The 20,828-nt window shown below is 65.7% G+C and carries 19 protein-coding genes and 1 tRNA gene; 9 read left to right on the forward strand and 11 right to left on the reverse strand.

Annotated features, from left to right (window positions below):
* Positions 1 to 10 precede the first annotated feature (10 nt).
* Complete coding sequence (locus IL252_RS11685; protein ID WP_208628148.1) at positions 11 to 1,804, forward strand: cbb3-type cytochrome c oxidase subunit I; 1,794 nt, start codon at positions 11 to 13, stop codon at positions 1,802 to 1,804.
* 138 nt (positions 1,805 to 1,942) lie between these two features.
* The gene (locus tag IL252_RS11690) at positions 1,943 to 2,248 is read left to right on the forward strand and encodes a hypothetical protein (RefSeq protein WP_208628149.1); all 306 of its coding nucleotides are present in this window, start codon (positions 1,943 to 1,945) and stop codon (positions 2,246 to 2,248) included.
* A 23-nt stretch (positions 2,249 to 2,271) separates the two neighbouring features.
* Here IL252_RS11690 and IL252_RS11695 read toward each other — a convergent pair whose 3' ends face one another.
* Together IL252_RS11695 and IL252_RS11700 are read right to left on the reverse strand one after the other, a co-directional pair.
* Positions 2,272 to 3,183: a DUF4097 family beta strand repeat-containing protein gene (locus IL252_RS11695; protein ID WP_208628150.1), complete on the reverse strand. Its 912-nt coding sequence runs from the start codon at positions 3,181 to 3,183 to the stop codon at positions 2,272 to 2,274.
* Positions 3,184 to 3,345: 162 nt separating this feature from the next.
* Positions 3,346 to 4,506 carry a multicopper oxidase domain-containing protein gene (locus IL252_RS11700; RefSeq protein ID WP_170093987.1) on the reverse strand — a complete coding sequence of 387 codons (1,161 nt, stop codon included), beginning with the start codon at positions 4,504 to 4,506 and terminating at the stop codon, positions 3,346 to 3,348.
* 163 nt (positions 4,507 to 4,669) lie between these two features.
* Here IL252_RS11700 and purL point away from each other — a divergent pair, with 163 nt between their 5' ends.
* A complete protein-coding gene (gene purL, locus IL252_RS11705; RefSeq protein ID WP_208628151.1) occupies positions 4,670 to 6,853 on the forward strand; it encodes a phosphoribosylformylglycinamidine synthase subunit PurL in 2,184 nt (727 codons plus the stop codon).
* Between the two features lie 179 nt (positions 6,854 to 7,032).
* On the opposite strand, the gene IL252_RS11710 is transcribed toward purL, so the two are convergent.
* Positions 7,033 to 7,227, reverse strand: a complete 195-nt coding sequence (locus tag IL252_RS11710) for a hypothetical protein (protein WP_153553109.1) — start codon at positions 7,225 to 7,227, stop codon at positions 7,033 to 7,035.
* A 103-nt stretch (positions 7,228 to 7,330) separates the two neighbouring features.
* Between IL252_RS11710 and hisF the strand changes: the two genes are divergently transcribed.
* Together hisF and IL252_RS11720 are read left to right on the forward strand one after the other, a co-directional pair.
* Complete coding sequence (hisF, locus tag IL252_RS11715) at positions 7,331 to 8,146, forward strand: imidazole glycerol phosphate synthase subunit HisF (RefSeq protein WP_208628152.1); 816 nt, start codon at positions 7,331 to 7,333, stop codon at positions 8,144 to 8,146.
* 77 nt (positions 8,147 to 8,223) lie between these two features.
* A complete protein-coding gene (locus IL252_RS11720; RefSeq protein WP_208628153.1) occupies positions 8,224 to 9,048 on the forward strand; it encodes a hypothetical protein in 825 nt (274 codons plus the stop codon).
* Positions 9,049 to 9,071: 23 nt separating this feature from the next.
* Here the strand turns inward: IL252_RS11720 and IL252_RS11725 are convergent, their stop codons facing one another.
* The 3 genes from IL252_RS11725 to IL252_RS11735 are packed head-to-tail and all read right to left on the reverse strand — an operon-like array spanning position 9,072 to position 11,032.
* Positions 9,072 to 9,356 carry a DNA-directed RNA polymerase subunit L gene (locus tag IL252_RS11725; RefSeq protein WP_015762916.1) on the reverse strand — a complete coding sequence of 95 codons (285 nt, stop codon included), beginning with the start codon at positions 9,354 to 9,356 and terminating at the stop codon, positions 9,072 to 9,074.
* 57 nt (positions 9,357 to 9,413) lie between these two features.
* A complete protein-coding gene (locus tag IL252_RS11730) occupies positions 9,414 to 9,671 on the reverse strand; it encodes a C2H2-type zinc finger protein (protein WP_208628154.1) in 258 nt (85 codons plus the stop codon).
* Positions 9,668 to 11,032, reverse strand: a complete 1,365-nt coding sequence (locus IL252_RS11735) for a hypothetical protein (protein ID WP_208628155.1) — start codon at positions 11,030 to 11,032, stop codon at positions 9,668 to 9,670. The genes IL252_RS11730 and IL252_RS11735 overlap by 4 nt, the downstream gene beginning before the upstream one ends.
* 119 nt (positions 11,033 to 11,151) lie before the next feature.
* Between IL252_RS11735 and IL252_RS11740 the strand changes: the two genes are divergently transcribed.
* The 3 genes from IL252_RS11740 (at position 11,152) to IL252_RS11750 (ending at position 13,080) form a co-directional block, all read left to right on the forward strand.
* Positions 11,152 to 12,024, forward strand: coding sequence for a heme-copper oxidase subunit III (locus tag IL252_RS11740; protein WP_170093983.1), 873 nt, complete (start codon positions 11,152 to 11,154; stop codon positions 12,022 to 12,024).
* Positions 12,025 to 12,065: 41 nt separating this feature from the next.
* Positions 12,066 to 12,308 (forward strand): flagella cluster protein, encoded by a 243-nt coding sequence (locus IL252_RS11745; protein ID WP_208628156.1) that lies wholly within the window; start codon positions 12,066 to 12,068, stop codon positions 12,306 to 12,308.
* A 133-nt stretch (positions 12,309 to 12,441) separates the two neighbouring features.
* A complete protein-coding gene (locus tag IL252_RS11750; protein WP_208628157.1) occupies positions 12,442 to 13,080 on the forward strand; it encodes a hypothetical protein in 639 nt (212 codons plus the stop codon).
* Between the two features lie 19 nt (positions 13,081 to 13,099).
* Here IL252_RS11750 and IL252_RS11755 read toward each other — a convergent pair whose 3' ends face one another.
* From IL252_RS11755 to IL252_RS11765, 3 genes are all read right to left on the reverse strand, one after another.
* Positions 13,100 to 14,305, reverse strand: a complete 1,206-nt coding sequence (locus IL252_RS11755; protein ID WP_208628158.1) for an NAD(P)/FAD-dependent oxidoreductase — start codon at positions 14,303 to 14,305, stop codon at positions 13,100 to 13,102.
* A 310-nt stretch (positions 14,306 to 14,615) separates the two neighbouring features.
* A tRNA-Thr gene (locus IL252_RS11760) sits at positions 14,616 to 14,689 on the reverse strand.
* A 75-nt stretch (positions 14,690 to 14,764) separates the two neighbouring features.
* Positions 14,765 to 15,766 carry a class I SAM-dependent methyltransferase family protein gene (locus IL252_RS11765; protein WP_208628159.1) on the reverse strand — a complete coding sequence of 334 codons (1,002 nt, stop codon included), beginning with the start codon at positions 15,764 to 15,766 and terminating at the stop codon, positions 14,765 to 14,767.
* A gap of 75 nt (positions 15,767 to 15,841) precedes the next feature.
* On the opposite strand from IL252_RS11765, the gene dph5 reads away from it, so the two are divergent.
* Entirely contained in the window at positions 15,842 to 16,618 is a 777-nt protein-coding gene (gene dph5 / locus IL252_RS11770) for a diphthine synthase (protein ID WP_208628160.1), read from the forward strand.
* On the opposite strand, the gene artA is transcribed toward dph5, so the two are convergent.
* Positions 16,615 to 17,589 carry an archaeosortase A gene (gene artA, locus IL252_RS11775; RefSeq protein ID WP_208628161.1) on the reverse strand — a complete coding sequence of 325 codons (975 nt, stop codon included), beginning with the start codon at positions 17,587 to 17,589 and terminating at the stop codon, positions 16,615 to 16,617. The two genes, dph5 and artA, sit on opposite strands and share 4 nt — an antisense overlap.
* A gap of 126 nt (positions 17,590 to 17,715) precedes the next feature.
* A complete protein-coding gene (locus tag IL252_RS11780; protein ID WP_208628162.1) occupies positions 17,716 to 20,631 on the reverse strand; it encodes a BGTF surface domain-containing protein in 2,916 nt (971 codons plus the stop codon).
* Positions 20,632 to 20,828 lie beyond the last annotated feature (197 nt).

Below are 20,828 nucleotides of genomic sequence, written 5' to 3' on the forward strand. Positions count from 1 at the left end.
CCGGCCTGCAATGGCAGCAACGCAGCTCGTCCTGACAACGGTGATGGTCGCACTGGTGGCCGGTGCGGCCGCGGTCGTAACGAGGCTAGAGAACTGGCGCTCGTACACGCCGGCCGTCGGCGGCGGCGGGACGGCCGACGAGACGGTCCACCACGGCGAGAAGCCCGGTGGACTGACCCGCTGGCTCACGACGGTCGACCACAAAGATATCGGACTGCTCTACGGGACCTTCGCCGTGCTGGCCTTCGCCTGGGGCGGCGTGGCGGTCGTGTTGATGCGGTTCGAGCTGGTCACCCCGACCTCGAACTTCCTCGAACCGGCGATGTACAACGCGCTACTGACCAGCCACGGGATCACGATGCTGTTCCTGTTCGGGACGCCGATCCTGGCGGCGTTCTCGAACTACTTCGTCCCGATCCTGATCGGGGCCGACGACATGGCGTTCCCGCGGATCAACGCGATCGCGTTCTGGCTGTTGCCCTTCGGGGCGGTCCTGATCTGGGCCGGTTTCTTCATCCCCGGCATCGCACCCGCACAGACGGCCTGGACGATGTACACGCCGCTGTCGCTGGACCAGCCCAGTCCCGCGATCGACCTGATGATTCTGGGGCTGCATCTGACCGGCGTCTCCGCGACGATGGGTGCGATCAACTTCATCGCGACCATCTTCACGGAACAGGGCGAGGACATCGACTGGGCCAACCTCGACATCTTCAGCTGGACCGTCCTGGTCCAGTCCGGCCAGATCCTCTTTGCGTTCCCCCTGCTGGGGAGCGCCCTCGTGATGCTGCTGCTCGATCGCAACATGGGGACGACCTTCTTCGCGATCGGCGACGGCGGCGGGACGCTGCTGTGGCAGCACCTGTTCTGGTTCTTCGGCCACCCGGAGGTGTACATCCTCGTGCTCCCGCCGATGGGACTGATCAGCTACATCCTCCCGAAGTTCTGCGGTCGGAAGCTGTTCGGCTTCAAGTTCGTCGTCTACTCCACGCTGGCGCTCGGGGTCCTCTCCTTTGGCGTCTGGGCACACCACATGTTCGCGACCGGGATGGACCCGCGGCTTCGGGGCGCGTTCATGGCGATCACGATCTCGATCGCGATCCCCAGCGCGGTCAAGACGTTCAACTGGATGGCGACGATGTGGAACGGCCGCCTGCGGCTGACCGCACCGTTCCTCTTCTGTGTCGGCTTCATCGCCAACTTCGTCATCGGCGGGATGACCGGCGTCTTCGAGGCGGCGATCCCCGTCGACCTCCTGTTGCACGACACCTACCAGGTCGTCGCCCACTTCCACTACGTCATCATGGGCGGGATCGCCTTCGCGGTGTTCGCCGGGATCTACTACTGGTTCCCCATCTACACCGGCCGCTGGTACCAGCGCACGCTGGCCAAAGCCCACTTCTGGCTCACGATGATCGGGACCAACATCACCTTCTTCCCGATGATCCTGCTTGGCTACGCCGGGATGCCCCGGCGGTACGCGACCTACGACGTGGCCGTCGGTCCGATCGACCTGTTCACGCTGCTCCACCAGATCGCGACGCTTGGCGTCGTCCTGCTCGTCGTCGGCCAGCTCCTCTTCCTGTGGAACGTCGTCACCTCCTGGATGGAGGGGCCGCGAGTGACCAGTAGCGACCCGTGGGACCTCGACCGCGACGGCATGCGAGCCCGCGAGTTCGAGTGGTTCGCGTCCGAGCGACTGCCCGCGCTGACCGACGGCGGCTCCGAGAACGAAGTGAGCGGAGCCTCGCCGGAGCTGCGGTCCGACGGTGGCGAGGAAGAGCGAGCGAGCAGCGACGACTGATACGGATTATTGTAGATCTTTACCGGATTGACCGCACACCGTGGTGCGGTCGACCGGGAAAACGGCTACAATAATCCGTATGAGACGGGCGAACACCTTCGGCACCGAGCACTCGTTCTCACGCTGCGTCCGTCGTGTATGAGCGACCGGGCCACACAGCTGCGCGCGCTGGCCGAGGAGATCGCCGACCGCGACGGCGTCCAGGACGCCTGGACGGCAAAGAGCTTCACCGACCGGCTGTTCGTCGTCGAGGTCCCGCCCGGCGAGAGCCTGCCCGAACCCGTCGAGCAGTCGATCCTGGCCCACGACTGTCGCGGGGCCGACGAGGTCTACGAGCTGGACGGCGTCGACGGACCGGACTTCGCTGGCGACCTCGACGACGGGCGACGCTACCGGTTCGTCGACGTACAGTCTCGCGGTGAACTGCAGTCCTACGTGGTCTGAGACGGCTTTTCGTGGGCGGCGCACTACAGCGATTGGAGCGTGATCGATCCGTCGTCGACTGCGACCGTCAGCGTGTCGCCACCCTCGCCGACCCGTCCGCGCGTCTCGTCCTCGCTGGTCTCGACCTCGTCGAGGACACCGTCCGAGACCGTGACTGTCCCGTCGTCGCTGCGGGCGGTGACCGAGAGATCCAGCGACGGCGACAGTCGGAGCGTCACGTCACCGTCGTCGGCCCTGACGGTCGCCGGGCCGTCGACGTTCTCGACGGCGAGGTCGATGATCCCGTCGTCGGCCTCGACGTCGCCGATCGTGGTCGCTTCGGTCACCGAGATCTCGCCGTCGTCGACCGTCCCCGCGACGCTGTCGACTGCGCCGATCTCGATCTCGCCGTCGTCGCCGTCGATCTGGACGCCCCCGTCGAGCGGACCGACCTCGGCGCTGCCGTCGTCGACCGAGAGCGTGAGGTCCCCGGCCACGTCGCCGATCGTCGCGTCACCGTCGTCGACGGTGAGTTCGGTGACCCGGACGCCGGACGGCACCTTGACCGTGAGCGATTCGAGTCCGCCCCCGACGGTCCCGATCGCGACCCCCGTCGTGTCTTTCACGCCAACCGAGAGCTGGCCGTCGTCGACGTTTCTGGTGACCTGGACGTCGCTCAGCTCCGTCCCGCCGATGGCGTACTTCGTCGCCTGAATCTGGACTTCGTCGCCGTCCCACGGCTCGACGGTCGTCTCGCCGTCGTCGCCGTCGACGGCCACCGCGTCGACGTCGGCGACGCTGTACTCCACGTCCGTCGTGTCCCGTTCCGATTGCCCCGAGATCGTACAGCCCGCGAGCGCCGTCGCCGCGCCGACAGTGACCGTGGCGAGAACGCGGCGTCGAGTCGACGTCTGTGGGTTCGAGTCGGCGTCCGAGTGCGAGTGAGACCAATCCATACCCGGTGGTTCCGGTGCTAGCAGTATAATCCATCCACCACAGCTTCAGAATGCGAAAGTGTGCCCGTCGACAGTGTCAAAGGCTGGAGAGGGCAGACCGACAGCGACGCCGCGTGCCCGAACGTAGACTGCGATCCGCGTGATGCCCGTCGTTGCCGGCGGTTAGCCTTCGTAGCCGGCGTAGTCCATCAGCTCGCCGAAGATGTCCGAGTCCATCGCCTCCTTGTAGACGATCCCGCCGACCATCCCGCCGGGGTAGGTGTTGCCGTTCATCGCGTGGCTGACCTTGTGGCAGTGCATGAGGTAGATGCCGGGGTCGGCGTCGGCGTCGAACTCGATTGTCTTTCGCTCCGCGGGAGCGACGTTGATGATGTCCTGTTCGTACTGCGCTGCCTCGGGGACCTCCGAGCCGTCCTTCTCGACCACGCGGAAGCGGTGGTTGTGCGTGTGCATCGGGTGGCTCATGTACCCGTTGTTGGTGAGGTGGATACGGACCGTGTCACCCTGCGAGACGATGACCGGCGAGCCGTCTTCTGGGTGGAGCGTCCGGGGCGCGCTCTTGCCGTTGATCGTGAACACGTCGGGGTCGCGGTCCCGCGGGCTGTAGGTGGCGTCCATGCCGGCCATCTGCTTGTTCAGGGTCGAGTCCCAGTCTTTCAGCGTCATGAACAGCTCCTGGTCGGCCTCCTCGTACCCCTTCGGGTCGACGCGGAAGATGCCGTACATCCCCATGTCGATGTGACGCTGGGTCTGGTAGTGACAGTGATAGAGGTGCGTCCCGGGGACGTTGGCCGGAATCTCGTAGGTGTGCTTCTCGCCGGGGTTGACCGTGATGCCCGTCGTCGTCGGCACGCCGTCGTTCTCCCAGGTCTTGCGGACGCCGTGGAAGTGCAGCGTGTGAGGCATGTTGGCGTCGGTGTTGTCGAGCGTCACCTTCATGTCCTCACCTTCGGTCGTCCGGAGGATCGGACCGGGGACGCTGGGCTCGCCGTCGTCGGCCTGGAACGCCCACACCTTCGGCAACTCGACGGGACCACCCATCGTCTCCTCGGGGTGGACCATGTGCTTCGAGGCGACGGTCGAGATCGTGACCTCGCCGCCCTGCTCGTCGACGTTGACGATCTCCGGGGGCGACGTCGTCGGCAGCGACTCGGACTGACTCGCCATCGAGGTCTCCGTCGCCGTCTCGCTCGTCGTCGAGACCTTCGAGGACGACGTGGGTGCCTGACAGCCGGCAAGTGCCAGCGAACCGCTCAGGCCCGTTGCAGCGACGAACTCTCGGCGACTCATACTCGTTCCGGGGGCTCCGATGCGATCAGTCATTACACTTTGGCGTAGGTAGTACTCCCTTATAGCCGAGCAAGGGGATTCCCACCAGGTGAAAACCCCCCTAAGTATGCAGGGGCCGACGGTATGGGTGGACAGAGTGGACCGCGTCGGGCGCGCATGGAAAGCGATTTAGCCGGCCGGAAGCCACGGGGAGGTAATGAGCCTCTCCGATGCTGACCACGATCTCGTGGTCGAGGAGCTCGGCCGAGAACCGACCCAGGCCGAGGCGGCCCTCTTCGAGAACCTCTGGAGCGAGCACTGTGCGTACCGATCGTCGCGCCCACTGCTGGGCGCGTTCGACTCCGAGGGCGAGAACGTCGTCGTCGGTCCGGGCGACGACGCCGCCGTCGTGGCACTGCCCGAGGGCGACGGCACCTACATCACGATGGGGATCGAGAGTCACAACCACCCCTCCTACGTCGACCCGTTCGACGGCGCGGCCACGGGCGTCGGCGGGATCGTCCGGGACACGCTGTCGATGGGGGCCTACCCCATCGCGCTGGCTGACTCGCTGTACTTCGGCGACTTCGACCGCGAACACTCCCGCTATCTGCTCGAAGGCGTCGTCGAGGGGATCAGCCACTACGGCAACTGTATCGGCGTCCCGACCGTCACCGGGAGCACGGCCTTCCACGAGGACTACGAGGGCAACCCGCTGGTCAACGTCTCCTGTATCGGCCTGGTCGACGAAGAGCGGATGATCACCGCCGAGGCCCAGCAGCCGGGCAACACGCTCGTCCTGGTGGGCAACTCCACCGGACGGGACGGTCTCGGCGGGGCCTCCTTCGCCAGCGAGGACCTCGCAGAGGACGCCGAGACGGAGGACCGCCCGGCCGTTCAGGTCGGCGACCCCTACACCGAGAAGCTGCTGATCGAGGCCAACGAACAGCTCATCGACGAGGGACTGATCGAGTCGGCCCGCGACCTCGGCGCGGCCGGCCTCGGCGGTGCGAGCTCCGAACTGGTCGCGAAGGGCGGGCTGGGCGCGGAGATCGAGCTCACCGAAGTCCACGAGCGCGAGCCCAACATGAACGCCATGGAGTACCTGCTCGCCGAGAGCCAGGAGCGGATGTGCTACGAGGTCGCGCCGGAGAACGTCGACCGCGTGAAGGCCATCGCCGAGCGCTTCGACCTCGGTGCCTCCGTCATCGGCGAGGTCACCGACACGGGCGACTACGTCTGTACGTTCGAGGGCGAGACGGTCGTCGACTGCGACGCCGAGTTCCTCGGCGAGGGCGCGCCGTTCAACGACCTGCCGGCCGAGGAGCCGACCCAGCCAGAGCGTGACCTCCCCGAGGTCGCCCTGGAAGAAGCCTTCGAGGCAGTCGTCGCCAGCCCGAACACGGCCTCGAAGCGCTGGATCTACCGCCAGTACGACCACGAGGTGCAGGTCCGGACGGCGACTCCGCCCGGCGACGACGCGGCAGTACTTGCCATCCGAGAGACTGGCGCGGAGGCGAGCGACGACAACGAGAGCGGCGTCGGGCTGGCCTACACGGCCGGTGCAGATCCCAACTGGACGGACGCGGCACCCTACGAGGGCGCACGCGCCGTCGCGCTGGAGAACGCCACCAACCTCGCCGCCAAGGGGACGACGCCGCTGGCGGCGGTCGACTGTCTCAACGGCGGCAACCCCGAGAAGCCCGACGTGTACGGCGCGTTCAAGGGGATCGTCGACGGGCTCGCCGACATGTGCTCGACGCTCGACGTGCCGGTCGTCGGCGGCAACGTCTCGCTGTACAACGACTCCGTCAGCGGTCCGATCCCGCCGACGCCGACGCTGGCGATGGTCGGCACCAAGGACGGGTACGACGCGCCGCCGCTGTCGCTGTCGGGTGAGGGTGACCTCCTGCTCGTGGGAGCGCGGGCGCTCGAAGGCGACGCGGAGCCACGTCTCGGCGGCTCGGAGTATCTCGGGCAGTTCGGCGGGAGCGACCGGTTCCCGACGCTGCTGGACCACCCCGACGCATTCGTCGACACGCTCGCCGACGTAGCCGACGACGCGGCGACGCTCGCGACCCACGACCTGAGCCACGGCGGCCTCGCCGTCGGACTGGCGGAGATGGTCCACGAGGATGGGGGCGCGAGCGTCGAGATCGACGCTGCGAACAAGGGCACTGGAGCCGAGTTGCTGTTCGGCGAACAGCCGGGACGCGTCGTGATCGAGACGACGGACGCCCGCGCGGTACGCGAGGCCTTCGACGGTGTCGCACCAGTCTACGAGCTGGGTTCCGCGGACGACAGCGGACGGCTCGATCTGACGATTGCCGGCGAGTCGCTGCGCTACGACGCCGAGACGATCGCCGGCCTGCGGTCGATCATCGCCGACGAACTGGCCTGATACGGTTTATTCCTGGTGCTTCCCGACGATCGGCACCGCGGGGGAGACGATCAGCGGTGAACCGCTACAATAAGTCGTATGACGCCGTCGTCGGCTGTCCGCTGGACGCCCTCGTTCGTCGACGGCGGGCGCACACGCTCTCTTCGGTTTCGGCGATAGAAGCAGTGACGGCGACAGTCTCAGACCAGGACGAACGCCAGTCCGAAGATCAGGAGGAGTCCGACGGCGGCGACCGCGCCCCCGCGGGCGACCTGTCCCATCGTGAAGTCACTCTGGGGTGCGGTCTCGCGAAGCGGCGGTTCGCGCGATGGCAGTTCGACGTGTGCTGGGTCGTAGTCGGGACGGTCCTCGTCGTGCCCGTGGTCGTCGCTCATGTCCGGTCGTTCCCCGCGGTGGTACCTATTCCTGTCGGAATCTCGTCCCGGCTGCGCCAGCCGAAACCGACAAAGCCCGGAGCGACGAACGGACAGGTAGTAAATGACTCTCACGAAGCGGATCATCCCCTGTATCGACGTGGACCTCGACGAGGACGGCAACGCCGCGGTGTACACGGGCGTCAACTTCGAGGACCTGGCCTACACCGGCGACCCCGTCGAGATGGCCAAGAAGTACAACGAGTCGGGGGCCGACGAGTTCGTCTTTCTCGACATCACCGCCAGCGCAGAGGGGCGCGAGACGATGCTCGACACGGTCTCGCAGGTCGCAGACGAGGTGTTCATCCCCCTGACGGTCGGCGGCGGAATCCGTACTCGCGAAGACATCAAGGAGACGCTGCGGGCCGGCGCGGACAAGGTCTCGATCAACTCCGGTGCGATCGCGCGACCGGAGCTGATCGGGGAGGGCGCGGCGGCGTTTGGCAGCCAGTGTATCGTCATCTCGGTCGACGCGCGGCGACGCTTCGACGAGCAGGGCGAACACTACGCTGACGTCGACGGCGAGTCCTGCTGGTTCGAGTGTACCGTCAAGGGCGGCCGCGAAGGCACCGGCCTCGACGTGGTCGAGTGGGCCACCGAGGCCGAGGACCGCGGCGCAGGGGAGCTGTTCGTCAACTCGATCGACGCCGACGGCACCAAGGACGGCTACGACATCCCGCTGACGAAAGCCGTCTGTGACACCGTCTCCACGCCGGTGATCGCCTCCTCGGGCTGTGGCAGTCCCGAGGACATGTACGAGGTGTTCACCGAGGCCGGTGCCGACGCCGGGCTCGCGGCCTCGATCTTCCACTTCGACGAGTACTCCATCGCAGAGACCAAGCAGCGCCTCGACGAGATGGGCGTGCCGGTGCGTCTGTAACCCTCGCAGCGTTCGCCTCGACCGCCCTATCCCCGCGACCGCTACCCTTTTGCGCCCCACTCCCCGACTATCCGATAATGGAGTGGCGGTGTACCTGGTGTGGCAAACCCCACGAAGAGAACGATCCGCCGTGTGACAACTGCGGGCACAACAAGTTCGAGCGAGCGGTCGAACAGGTCCCACCGGCCGAGACCGACGGCCCGACCGATCCCGTCTGGGTCTGTACGGAGTGTGGCCGTCAACACACCAAAAACTCCCCGCCGTGCAAGCGCTGTGGCAACGTCGAGTTAGAACAGCGCCAGCCCGACTGGGACGACCTCGACGAACTCGGCGGCACCTCGTACCGCGACGTGCTCGAACCCCGGTACGTCGCCGGTTACGCCATCGCCGCCGTCCTGGGGATCACGCTCATCCTCGCGTACGCGGGCGTCGTCACGTTGCCGGGGATGGGGCGACCACCGGTGCCCGACGACGTGGCCGGCGCGGGAGATCAGGTCGGCGACCTCTCGATCGCAGACGTCGAAGCCGCCTACGTCGAGCAGTCGAACGAGCGCCGCGAGGCGGCCAGCGTCGACCCGCTGACCGACGACGCGGATCTGGCGTGGTACGCCGCCTACGTCAACAAGCGCACCGTCCAGAACGCGACCGGCGACGGATCGGCGCTCTCCAGGGAAGAGATGCTTCGCGTGCGGGACTACTGTGAGAACCCGGTCGTCGACCGGTACACCGTGTTCTCGACCGGACCAGTCGAAGACTTCGACAGCGAGGCGTCGCTGGCCGGGACGCTGCTGGACAGTTGGGACCAGATAGATGCAGCACTCGTCGAGTCACAGACGCGGATCGGCGTCGACGTCCACGTCGCGCCGAACGACCGCGTGTTCGTCACTGTGGCGGTCTGCTAACAGCAGAAGAGAGCACCGAAGCGTCAGGCCGCGGCGTCGAAGGCCGCCTCGAAGTCGTCTGCTTTCTCCATGACGCGGTCCGCACCGGCTTCGAGAGCGTCGAGCGCGTTCACGTCGACGTCGGTCTTGACGGTCAGCACGGGGTCGGTCTGGCCACCGGACTGTTCGGGGTTCATGTCGTAGGTCGCCGCCGTGACGCCGTCAGTCTCCAGTAGCGCCCCCTTCAGGACGTTCATGAACGTGTGGTCCTCGCCGGCAATCTCGATCGAGAGCATCGTCTCTTCTTTCTCGATGACGCGCAGATCCATGCCCGTCCGTATTCCGTTCGGGCGCATGAAAGCTTCGCTTCGCGGTTTCGAGTGCCCTCACACGACGGCGTAGATCATCAGCAGGCCGAAGTACACGACCACCAGCGCCGCCAGTGCCTTCAGTCGGAACATGCCGATTGCCTCCTCTTCCTCGCGGTAGGCGTCGCGGAACCGCTCGACCTCCTCGTCGTCCAGTTCGCTGGCGTGTTCGAGCCCGCGATGGAGCGCCCGGAACCGCTCGCGGGCGAAGGGACGACCGCAGTACTCACACTCGTACAGCGGGGCCGACGTGGGAACGTGGTAGTCCTCGTTCATAGGTAGGGGAGTGGGATATCTGGCTGGGAGATGACCCAGAGGCTCGTCATGGTGTAGACGACCATGACGGCGATGAACGGATACTGCGACCGGATCGCCTGGAGGCGTCCGGGAAACAGGTCGTAGGCCGCGGCGTGGGCCACCCAGATCGCCAGCAGGTGGCCGACGATGATGCTGGCCATCGCGACGCCGCCGAACCACCCCGGAATCGAGAGCACGAGCACCGTACTCCGGGCCGTCAGCGGCGCGGCCAGCGTCTGGCCCAGTGCCGGTGCGAGCCCGAGGAAGTAGTCGAGGTAGTGAGCGAAGTGGTAGCCGGCGACGATCGCCAGCAGCGGCGGCGCGAACCGAGCGGCCAGCGCGGCGGGCGTCAGGAAGGTCTCGGCCGTCGACCGCGAGAGCCTGGCCGCGAGCACGTAGAGACTCCAGAACAGCCCGAAGCCAAGCAGGAGGGCGAGCAGGTAGACGCCCAGCGGCGGGATCCCGAGCCCGACGAACGGGCCCGCGAGCCCGCGCCAGGCGGGCGTCGAGACGAACCCGTCGAAGGTCGTCACCCACAGCAAGGCGAGGACGAAGGCGACCTCGTCGCGACCGTCGACCAGTCGCCGCTCGGACAGCGCCGTTCCCGGAAGGCGAAGCGTCAGCCCGTCGCCGTCGGACGAGAGCAGAGCGACGCGGCCGTAGTAGCGGAACACGCGAGCCGGCGGGTCGACTTTTCCGAACCACGTCTCCGGACCGAACGCCACCGCGCCGACGAGTGTCACCGCAGAGTACGCCACCACAGTGGTCGCGAGCAGCGACGCGTTCTCGGCCAGCGGACTGACGACCTCCAGGTAGACGAGCGCCAGGAGCCCGACGACGCTGGGCCACGCACCGAGCCGGTCGGGATACCGCAGGTCCAGCGCGGGCACCAGCTCGGCGACGGTCCGCCACGGATTGAGCACGCTCCAGCTGTTGCCCAGCAGGTACGCGCTCATCGACAGCCCAGCCCACCAGCCGACCCAGACCAGCAAGATCGCGGCGTTCGAGCGGGCGTCCGTCGGCCCGAAGTAGCCGACGACGACGACGAGCACGACGCCAGCGATCCCCGCCGCCCGCAGCAGGCCGACCGCGACGCGCCGGCCCGGAACGGCTGCGCCGCGACGCCAGTCGTGGATCGCGTCGATCAGTTCCCGATCCGTGACGAAGCTGGCCAGCAGGAAGGAAGCGCCGACCGCCGCCCCGCCCGTCGAGAGGAACAACCACGTCGGTATCGTCAGCGGTTCGCGGATGTCCTGGGCCAGACTGCCCCCGTGAGCGGTGGCACGACCGACCGCCAGCACCGCCAGCGCGACGACTGCGACTGCGCGACGCCGAAGCATTACTCGACTGTTCGGCTCGGCGAGGGAGAAGGCGTCGGTTCGCGCCCGACCGGCCAGCCACGCGGACGAAGCGCACGGAGTTGGAAGCGCTTTTGATGGTCCACTCGCAAGAAGCGCGTATGACCGTAGCCGAAGACACGTCAGAGGAGCACGGGGACCACCATCTCCCCGCCGTCGAGGACTGGCCCCGCGGGTTCGGGGAGGCCAGCTGGTGGCCCTTCATCACTGCCATCGGCGCTGCCGGCATCTACGTCGCTGCCGGCCTGTTCGTCCTCTCGCAGGCAGAGAATCCCGTCGTCTCCGAGCTGATCGCCGCCGGGACGACCGTCGCCACCGTCGGGATCTTCCTGGCCGGCCTCTATGGCTGGCTCTACCACGCGTTCGTCGCCAACTTCTGGGAACGCGGGACGGATCACCACTCCGGCGGAACCCTCCGGTTCGCGATGCTGCTGTTCCTCGGCAGCGAGGTCGCCACCTTCGGTGCCGGCTTCGTCTACTACTTCTTCGTTCGCGGCGCGAACGTGTGGTCGGCCGAGCTGCTCCCTCACGGCGGAAACGTGTTCGGCAACCTCGTCATCGCCAACACGATCATCCTCGTGATCAGTTCCCTGACGCTGCACTACGCACACGTCAAGCTCCTCGACGGTGACCGACAGAGCTTCGTCCGATGGCTCGGGCTGACGCTGCTGCTGGGCGTGATCTTCATCGGCGGACAGGCCTACGAGTACTACGAGTTCATCGTCGGCGAAGGCTTCACCATCGCCGAAGGTGCCTACGCCTCCGCGTTCTACGGGCTGACTGGACTGCACGGACTCCACGTCACGATGGGTGCCGTCCTGCTGGGCATCGTCTTCGTCCGGGCGATTTACGGTCAGTACTCCGCAGAACGACACACCTCGGTCTCGACGGCCTCGATGTATTGGCACTTCGTCGACGTGGTCTGGATCTTCCTCGTCGTCGTGCTGTACGTGGGTGCAGAGCTGTCGATCTGAGCCGCCGGTAGTTTCAAGCAAGATTCTCACCAGCTATCCGTATGGACGAACTCGACGTGAGCGACGGCTTCGACGTCCACGACTATCGTCACGGCCTCAAGCTACTCAAGGAGGACCGAGAGACGATGGCCCTCGAAAACCGCGCGGAATTTGCCTGTCCAGCCTGTGGAAAGGCCTTCGAGAAGCTGTTCGTCTCCCGGCGTCGCGAGAACACCTTCGGCAACCCCGACAGCCCGATCTGTCTCGTCCAGACCGACGAGCGACTCCTCTTGCTGACTCACTGAGACTGTCGACTACCCGGTTGTGCCCGGTCCCAGCCCGCTGTCACGGGCTGTACCGCGACGGCTCCAGAGAGAACGGGGACAAACGGACACGGTATTGGAGAAAGCATTTACCGAGTGGTCCAGAGGCGACAGCATGGATCGAAAATCGCTCGCGACACTCGCAGTCGGTGTCCTCCTGGTGTTGAGTGGCTGTGCAGACGTGGCCGTCGACGCGACCGTCGGCGGCGACGGCACGGTCGAGTCCTACGAGACGACGATCGAGATGCCCCCCTCGACCTACGATCGTCTCCAGTCGACGGCCGAAAACGAGGGGTACGGCTCGGTCGAGCGGTACCTGCTCCGTGGGGTCAACGAGAGCCGCGCGGAGTCGGTGTCGTACAACCAGAGCCTCACCGACGACGGCAACGTGACGGTCGATCTGCGGCTGTCGTCGTGGAATCCCGGACCGAGCAGCGGCGTCGAGACGACCGTCGAGGAGGGCAACGTCACCTTCGTCGATCGCTCGTTCGTCCAGAACAGCGGCCAGCTGGGTTCTCAGAGTGGCTACGCGCTGACCTACACGGTCACGATGCCGACCAACGTCACCGACAGTAACGCCGACACCGTCGAGGGTGCGACGGCGACGTGGCGCTACGACAGCGACGAGGCGATCGAATCGCCGATCCGCGCACAGAGTCCGGTCCCCGACTCCGGCTCCGGCCCCGGCGTCGGTGTCGTCGGGACGCTCGTGGCCGTCACTCTCGTGGTGGGACTCCTCGCACGCCGAACCTGACGGCTGTCGACCGCGACACTCACCACAGGTGTCGCAGCAGCGTCGGCGCTTTCCGAACGTCGTCGAGCCGGAACGGGTACAACGAGAGCAGATCCGGCAGCGTCAGCTCGTACCGCTGGAGGCGATCGAGCTGTGCGTCCGAGAGACGGCCGCTGTTGGCGACGAATCTGTTCTGCTGGGCCGCGTCGAAGTCGTAGAGCAACTCCCCGGCGATGCGCTGGCGCTTCCAGTTCGACCCCTTCTCGCGGTTCCAGCGGCGCTCGTAGGCCGACAGGAACGACCGGGACACGTCACCGGCGGTGAGGGCTCGCGTCGCGACCTCGGCCGCCATCTCGGCCGACTCCATCCCGGACCGGATTCCCTCGCCAAAGAGGGGGTTGATGCTGGAGACGCTGTCGCCCACGGCGACCAGCCCGTCCGTCGCACGGCGGTTGATCGAGTTGTCGGAGATCGCCTGCCCGGCGTGGACGGCCCGTACGTCGTCGACCTCCCACCGGGGGTCGTTGCGAGCCCACCGCTCGACGTAGTCGTCGATCGCCCCGTCGTCTGGCGGACTGTGACGCGCGTAGAAGTCGTCGATCCAGCAGACGCCGACTTTGAACACGTCGCCACCGCCCGGAAACACCCACGCGTACCCGCCCGGCGCGTACTCGTGGTCGAACCGGAACAGCATCGACGACAGGTCGTACCGGCCGGTCACCTCGTACTCCTTGCCGATCCCGCGCTGGGCCGCCTCGCGGTCCCACATGTCCAGTTGGGTCGTCAGTGTCCCCGCCGGTCCCGTCGCGTCGACGACCAGATCCGCCCGATAGGTCACCGACTCACCGTCGCGGGTCCCGCGGACGCCGACGACGGTGCCACCCTCGACGATCGGTTCCCGAACGCGAACTCCCGTGTGGATGTCGGCCCCGTCGGCGGCCGCGTCCGCGCCGAGAAATTCGAGGAACGCCGGGAAATCGAGCACGTAATTGGGGATGTCGAGGGTCGCCCGGGCACTTGGCCCTTCGAACTGGACCGTGGCCGACTCGGACATCACGACGTCGTCGGGCACGCCAAAGCCCTCGACGACCTGGTGGAAGGTCCCACCGGTCGACTTGTCGTTGTCCGCCAGCTCGTCGTTTGCTTCGAGCACTGCGACCGAGTGGTCCGACCGCCCGACGACCGACCGGGCGAACTGCAACCCCGCCGGCCCACCGCCTGCGACGACGATATCGTACGACTCCATCTCGGCTTACACTGGGGCACAAATCGGGTAGTAGGTTGCGGTCGAGTGCCAGTGGCGAGGCCGAGCGTGCCAGAGAGCGCGCCACGACGAGGAGTCTCTGCCGCTCGAAGCGAGCGGCCGAGCTGGAGCCCTGCACCGCGACAGATCAGCTCGCTCCAGAATGGGACCGCTCGTCAGTAACGTTTCTCGTAGAAAGCCGGTGGAGAGATCGTGAACCACGTGAAGACGATCGCTCGCTGCGCTCGCGCTGCGACTTCGCTCGTTCAAATCCCACGTTGGCTGTCGCTCGTCACCGTCGTTCCTCGCAGAAAGCCGGTGGAGGGATTTGAACCCTCGGCCTAATCCTTACGAAGGATTCGCTCTGCCAGTCTGAGCTACACCGGCGCGGGCATACGGAATGATGCCCAAGACGATCATAAGGGTTCCGAAGTCGGGCGATTATGGGACACCGAGACACAGTTACCGGGAGAGACGAACGTCCAGTACGACGTTGTGCTCGTGGGGGGCATAAGAGCGGACCGTGTGGCGGGTCTCGACGGTCACGTCGTAGTCGGGTTCGAAGGCCGCCCGGATCGCCCGCTCGCCCGGCCCGTAGGGATCGTCTTCGTGCTGGATGTCGTAGTAGTGGAGCACGCAGTCGCTACCGGCGATCGTCTCGGCGGCGTCGAGGAACTCGTCGGCGCTGTGTGGGAGGTTCATGACCAGCCGGTCGGCCCAGTCCTCGTAGTCGGGAGCGACCGCCCGTACGTCGCCTTCGATAGCGGTCACGCGGTCGGCGACGCCGTTGCGCCGGGCGTTCTCGCGGAGGTACTCGATCGCGGTCGGGTTGACGTCGACGCCGACGGCTGTCGCACCGCGCTGTGCGAAAGGAACCACGAAGGGACCGACGCCAGCGAACATGTCGAGCGCACGCTCGTCCGTGCCCACCTGCTCGACGACGCGGTGGCGCTCGGTCGCCAGACGAGGGGAAAAGTACACCGCGTCGAGGTCCACCAGGAACTCACAGCCGTACTCGCGGTGGACGACCTCGGTGGCCGGCCGATCCGGCTCGTCGTCGGGCTGGGCCAGTACGTCCCAGTCACGGACGCGGGTCTCTCCTTTGACCTTCGAAGCGCGGTTGAGGACGGTCCGGACCGGGAGATCGGACGCGACGATCGCGTCGGCGATCACTCGCGCACGCTCCGGGTCGTCCTCGTCGACGACGATCACCTCGCCGATCCGCTCGTAGCTGGGCTCGAAGTCGAGCCGGTCGGCCGGCATCGTCTGGGACTCGCGGACCGGCGCGTCGTACTCGATCACGTCGAACTCGTTCGGGACCGCCGTGGGGTCCGTGACCGGAATGTAGATCGTCGCCTCGTCGACCACGATGTCGTAGCCCTCTGCGACCAGATCGGCGTCCGCGAGGCGCTGTCGGCTCTCCTCGCCGGCTTCGCGGTCGACACGCACGCAGGGAACGCCCATATCGCCACTGGCCACCCGTGGGCGGTAAGCCTGACGCTTCGCGCCCTTTATTGGCCGGCGACGCCGACACAGGGTATGCTCACATTCGTCGGTCTCGGACTCTACGACGAGCGCTCGATCACGGTCGAAGGGAAAGAGGCCCTCCAGACTGCGACCGACATCTACGCCGAGTTCTACACGAGCAAGTTGATCGGCACGACGATCCAGAAACTGGAGTACTACCACGACATCGACGTCGAAGTGCTCGATCGCGCAGCCGTCGAACAGACCCCCGACGAACTCCTCGATGCCGCCGAAGACGGCGACGTGGCCTTCGTGACGGCGGGCGACACGATGGTCTCGACGACACACGTCGACCTCCGCCTGCGGGCCGAAGAGCGTGGCATCCACACGCGAGTGATCCACGGGACGACCGCACAGACCGCCGCGAGTTCACTGACCGGACTCCAGAACTACCGCTTCGGGAAGGCGACGACGCTCCCCTTCGAAGACGCCCACGGCGGCGACGGCGTCCCCGACAGCGTCGTCGAGACGATCACGGCGAACCAAGAGCGAGGCCTCCACACCCTCGTCTACCTGGACATCAAAGTCGACGACCCCCACTGGGAGGGCGAACAGGAGTTCATGACCGCAGACCACGCCGCCGGCCTGCTCGCAGATCACCTCGACACGCTCGGCGTCGTCGTCGCACGAGCGGGCAGTGCGAACCCGGTCGTCGAAGCAGACAGCCTCGACGCGCTCGCCGACGGCGACTACGGCGGCCCGCTGCACCTCCTGGTCGTCCCCGCCGACCTCCACGAGATGGAACGAGACGCACTCACGACGCTCGCCGACGCGCCGCTGGACGACTAGTCACCTTCGGTCGTCAGTTCTTCCCGGAGGTCGTACTCCGTCCCGGTCACGAGATACGCCACGTCGTCGACGAGCGAGAGGATCTCCGGCAGCACCTTCACCACCAGCCACGTGATGCCCACGAGCGCGATCACCGAACCGAACTGCGCGAGCAGGCGGTCGGCGATGTAGTACGACACCATCTGCTCGTCGGCCGTTCCAAAGAGGTCGGTGATCGTGCCCACGAACCACTGCATTCGCTGCTGGCCGAACATCGTCGCGATGAACACGTTCCGAACCAGGTTCAACCCGTAGATCACCGGCACGGAGACCGCCAGCGCGCGGGCCTTCCGACCCAGCGGAGCCTCGACGGCGAGGATCGCACCGGCGAGAATCGAGATGCTCCCCACGCCCGTACAGGCGACGATGATCGTGTAGGTGATCGGCCGCTCGTTGCCCGGGAAGTAGAACGTGCTCAGATAGCTGTAGTCCGAGGACGGGACCTCGCTCAGGACGCTGGTCCCTCGCACGAGTTCGGGCTCGACGCCGATCAGCGAGAGGAGCGTCCCTGTCTGTGCGGCGACGACCTCGATCATCCACTTGCGAAGCGGGTTCGACTCCAGCAGCGGAAGGTAGGTGAAGGGCAGATAGAGCAGCCCCATGTACCCGATCGCCTTCGAGAGAGTGAACAGCGAGTCGCGACCGTTCCAGAGGAGGTAGCCGACGTACAGCGACAGTGGGACGGCAGCGATACTACCGATCCCCTCGACGATGCTCTTCTGGACGAGGACGAAGTGGGGCACCAGGACGAGCCAGAAGAGTCCGAAGACTCCCCACGTGAGAGCGCCGAGCTGTCGGGCTCGCTCGCGTGCGTCCGTGTGGGCAGCGAGGACGCCCGTCGCGAGAAAGCTGATCACGAGCAGCCACGAGAGCGGCCGTGCGACGGCGAGCGGGTCGCCAACGACCGACGTAAGCGGGGCGGCACCGACCATGTGTTGCTACGTTACGCAATCGCGGGTATATGCTTTGCCGTTGTGTCCGCTGTCGGCACTATCGAAGTAGCGTCCGAAGAAAAATCGCGAATCAGGGACCGGACGAAGTCCGGTTAGTTAGTGTCCTCAGTTGTTGCGCCGCGTCGCGAGCAGCGCAGCAGCGAGGAGGCCGACGAGTGCGACGACTGCGCCGAAGCCAGCACCGTCGCCGGTGGTGGTCTCGTCGCCGCCGTCGTCAGTCGCCGTGTCGTCACCCTCGTCCGGAGTCGGCGTGTCCTCGTCCGGCGTCGGGGTGTCCGTTTCCGGCTCAGGCGTCGGGGTGTCCGTGTCCTCGGTGGTCTGGATCGTGACCGTCGCGCTGTCGGTCACTGCCGAGCCGTTCTCGGTGTACGGACCGTCCGCACCATCACCATCGCCGAAGTCGTACTCTTCGTTGTCGTTGGTGTCCTGGTGGGGCATCGCGACGACCGTCGCGTTCTCGTCCAGAGCGGAGTCAAGGCTGATCTCGACGTCCTGCTGGGTGCCAGAGTCGAGGTACTCGGAGTTGCCGATGACCTCACCGCTGGCGTTGTTGAGGTGGATCGCGACGAAGCCACCGTTCTCGGTCGTAACCGAGTCGACCGTCACGGTGGAGCCGTCGGTGGTCTGGTTGCTGATGCTGACGGAGGCAGTCGGCACTTCGCCGATGCGACCGTCGTACTCGTCACCGACCGGGGAGCCACCGCGACGCGTCTGCAGCGTCAGGTTGGTCCCGGGCGAGACGTCGCTGAAGTCAGCGCCTTCCGTCGTGAAGGTACCGTCCGTCTGGACGGTTGCTTCAGGTCGAGTCTGGAACGGACTCGCGTTGTCGCTGGACTGGACCCGAACCGTGAGGTCGGTGCCAGGCGCGTAGTTGGTCTGACCGGAGATGGTCTGACCAGACGCGGACTCGATCAGGATGAGGTCGTCCTCAGTGTTCGTGACGAGGTCAGTGCTCGGTTCGACGAGCGTGAACTCGCTGGAGACCTCTTCGGACTCGTCATCGTCGAGCGTGTTGAGGACGTTGTCCTGTTCGATGGTGAACGTCGCCTCGAAGTTGTCACCCTCCGCGAGGTCGCGGGCGGGCTGGTCGAGGTTCGACGTTTCGACTGCGACGAAGTACGAGTTGTTCTCGGGGTCTTCGATGACCGAGATCGCGTCGTCGTTCACGAGATCGAGTTCCTTCGGGCTGCGGTTGGCATCCTCGTTGGTCTGCTCGATCGTGAGGTCGATCGCTTCGTCGTCAGCGTTGCCCTGGTTGTTGCCGATGAAGGTCTCGAAACCGCCTGCGTTGTCCACAGCACCTTCGAGACCACCAGCTTCGAGCTGGAGGAGGACAGTGTCGCCGTCATCGTCCTCGTCGTCGTAGGCAGCCTCACCGGACTCGGTGATCGACGAGCCGATCTCGTCGTAGATGTTGCCTACATCGTCGCTGAGGTCGTCGAGGTCGGTGCCCTTCGGCGTGACCCACGACTGCATGCCGTCAGTCGAGCGCGGCTGCAGCGAGAGCGTGCCGAGCGCGTCGGAGTCGGCGTAGGCGTCAGTGCCCATCTCGACGTGGCCGACGGTGGCGTTCATCTCGTACTCCGTCGGGTCGAGGGTGTCGGAGCCGACAGCTTCGGTGGTGTCAGTGAAGTCGCCACCCTGCGTGACGAAGTCGATCTCGTCGTCACCGTTTGCGACATCGACGACGTTCTCCTGAGATGCGCGGCCCGCGGTGTAGCTGTTGAATTCGAGGGAGACCTGACCGTCACCACTCTCGTCGGTGACCTGGTAGACGATGTAGTAACCCTGTTCTTCGGTACCGATGGTGACTGTCGCTTCGTCGGTGTTGGTCATCTCGACCGTGACGTTCGCGATGTCACCGGCTTCTTCGGTGAAGACGCCGTTTCCAGCGAAGGAAACGTCGCCGTCACCGGCTTCCGTGATCTCGATGGAGTCGGTCTCGGTAGTGATACCGGTTGCGACGTGTTCAACTTCGATCGAGTAGTTACCCGTGCCGTAGTCGGAATTCGTGGCGGCCGGGAACTCGATGTCAGCGTCTCCGGTACCGTCGAGAGTCGTCGAGTCCTCGATGTCGTTGTCGTCGTCGTCCGTGACGACATCGCCGTCATCGTCGAGGAGTCGGTAGTCGATAGTGTCACCAGGTGCGGACGAGTTAACGCTGGCCGCGATTTCGTCCTCGGTGGTGATCGACTCACTGTCCGCCTCGGCACCAAGGCCGAGGTCTTTGACACGGAGGGGGTCCTGAACGTTGGTACCATCGATAGCGATAACGTAGGACTCACCAGTGTCGAGGTTAGAACTACCTGAGTCCCACACAATGGCGGAGGACAGGGAGCCAGTGTTGAGAGTGTCGACTTCCGCACCGCGGTTGTCACTCTCGTCCGTGTCGCGGTCGTAGATGACGATGGAATCGTCCGTAGTAGCCTCGAATCGGACGCTCTCTCCACGGAAGAAGGAGTCCCCACCGACGACGCCGTCAGTAGTGTCGACGGTGACAGACGAATCGCCGAGGACTCGGTAGGCCAGTTCAGCCGTGTACGGGCCGTCCTGGTCGCCGGTTGCCTCGAGATCGTGCGTCGCGCGAGTTGCGCTCGAAGCATCCGTGACGTCCCAGTCGAGTTCGACCTCGACAGTCGTTCCGGAAACGGATCCGGAACTGTCGAGTTCGACGACGACTTCGTCATCGTCTTCCTCGGAGACGGACGCGATGCCGGTGCCGGTCACGACTTCTGCATCGTTGAGCGTGAGGTCGGCGTTCTCGGCACCACTCGTGTCGATGGTGACCGTCTCGGTGTCGTCACCGTCTTCGAGATAGGCGTCGAAGCTAATTGTCTGAGTCTGTTCGTCTGCCCCGGTGATGTCGAGATCTGTGTTGGACAGATCCACGTTTTCAGCGGTGGCATTTCCGCTAGTGTCCGCAACTGCTCCTGCGGTGAAAGCCGTGCCCATCGCGACGACGGACATGACCATCAGCGCAGAGAGGAACAGGCTGCGAACCTTGTCGTTAGTTCCTGTCATAGTTTGTTGTGTGTTGCAATCGGAGCCAGCAGCTTTCTCCCTGTCGGACGCGGCTCTTGTGGCGAACCGCGTACAGACCGAACCGGCATACTCGCTACTGACACCATGGGTAGGGGTACAGTCAAAACGTTAGGCGGGTGTTATAAATGCTTTGTGGTCACTTATGCGAGGGTGACACACATACTCACGGCCTGTGG

Origin of the sequence: Halomicrobium sp. IBSBa, from assembly GCF_017612575.1 — an archaeon.
Lineage (GTDB): Archaea > Halobacteriota > Halobacteria > Halobacteriales > Haloarculaceae > Halomicrobium.

What these genes read in the sequence shown, in the direction of transcription:
- IL252_RS11755 (WP_208628158.1), bottom strand. Translation starts at nt 14,305, where the DNA reads ATGGAGTCGTACGATATCGTCGTCGCAGGCGGTGGGCCGGCGGGGTTG.
- purL (WP_208628151.1), top strand. Translation starts at nt 4,670, where the DNA reads ATGAGCCTCTCCGATGCTGACCACGATCTCGTGGTCGAGGAGCTCGGC.
- IL252_RS11730 (WP_208628154.1), bottom strand. Translation starts at nt 9,671, where the DNA reads ATGAACGAGGACTACCACGTTCCCACGTCGGCCCCGCTGTACGAGTGT.
- IL252_RS11695 (WP_208628150.1), bottom strand. Translation starts at nt 3,183, where the DNA reads ATGGATTGGTCTCACTCGCACTCGGACGCCGACTCGAACCCACAGACG.
- IL252_RS11690 (WP_208628149.1), top strand. Translation starts at nt 1,943, where the DNA reads ATGAGCGACCGGGCCACACAGCTGCGCGCGCTGGCCGAGGAGATCGCC.
- IL252_RS11740 (WP_170093983.1), top strand. Translation starts at nt 11,152, where the DNA reads ATGACCGTAGCCGAAGACACGTCAGAGGAGCACGGGGACCACCATCTC.
- hisF (WP_208628152.1), top strand. Translation starts at nt 7,331, where the DNA reads ATGACTCTCACGAAGCGGATCATCCCCTGTATCGACGTGGACCTCGAC.
- IL252_RS11765 (WP_208628159.1), bottom strand. Translation starts at nt 15,766, where the DNA reads ATGGGCGTTCCCTGCGTGCGTGTCGACCGCGAAGCCGGCGAGGAGAGC.
- IL252_RS11780 (WP_208628162.1), bottom strand. Translation starts at nt 20,631, where the DNA reads ATGACAGGAACTAACGACAAGGTTCGCAGCCTGTTCCTCTCTGCGCTG.
- IL252_RS11685 (WP_208628148.1), top strand. Translation starts at nt 11, where the DNA reads ATGGCAGCAACGCAGCTCGTCCTGACAACGGTGATGGTCGCACTGGTG.
- IL252_RS11710 (WP_153553109.1), bottom strand. Translation starts at nt 7,227, where the DNA reads ATGAGCGACGACCACGGGCACGACGAGGACCGTCCCGACTACGACCCA.
- IL252_RS11750 (WP_208628157.1), top strand. Translation starts at nt 12,442, where the DNA reads ATGGATCGAAAATCGCTCGCGACACTCGCAGTCGGTGTCCTCCTGGTG.
- IL252_RS11725 (WP_015762916.1), bottom strand. Translation starts at nt 9,356, where the DNA reads ATGGATCTGCGCGTCATCGAGAAAGAAGAGACGATGCTCTCGATCGAG.
- artA (WP_208628161.1), bottom strand. Translation starts at nt 17,589, where the DNA reads ATGGTCGGTGCCGCCCCGCTTACGTCGGTCGTTGGCGACCCGCTCGCC.
- dph5 (WP_208628160.1), top strand. Translation starts at nt 15,842, where the DNA reads ATGCTCACATTCGTCGGTCTCGGACTCTACGACGAGCGCTCGATCACG.
- IL252_RS11700 (WP_170093987.1), bottom strand. Translation starts at nt 4,506, where the DNA reads ATGACTGATCGCATCGGAGCCCCCGGAACGAGTATGAGTCGCCGAGAG.
- IL252_RS11720 (WP_208628153.1), top strand. Translation starts at nt 8,224, where the DNA reads ATGGAGTGGCGGTGTACCTGGTGTGGCAAACCCCACGAAGAGAACGAT.
- IL252_RS11745 (WP_208628156.1), top strand. Translation starts at nt 12,066, where the DNA reads ATGGACGAACTCGACGTGAGCGACGGCTTCGACGTCCACGACTATCGT.
- IL252_RS11735 (WP_208628155.1), bottom strand. Translation starts at nt 11,032, where the DNA reads ATGCTTCGGCGTCGCGCAGTCGCAGTCGTCGCGCTGGCGGTGCTGGCG.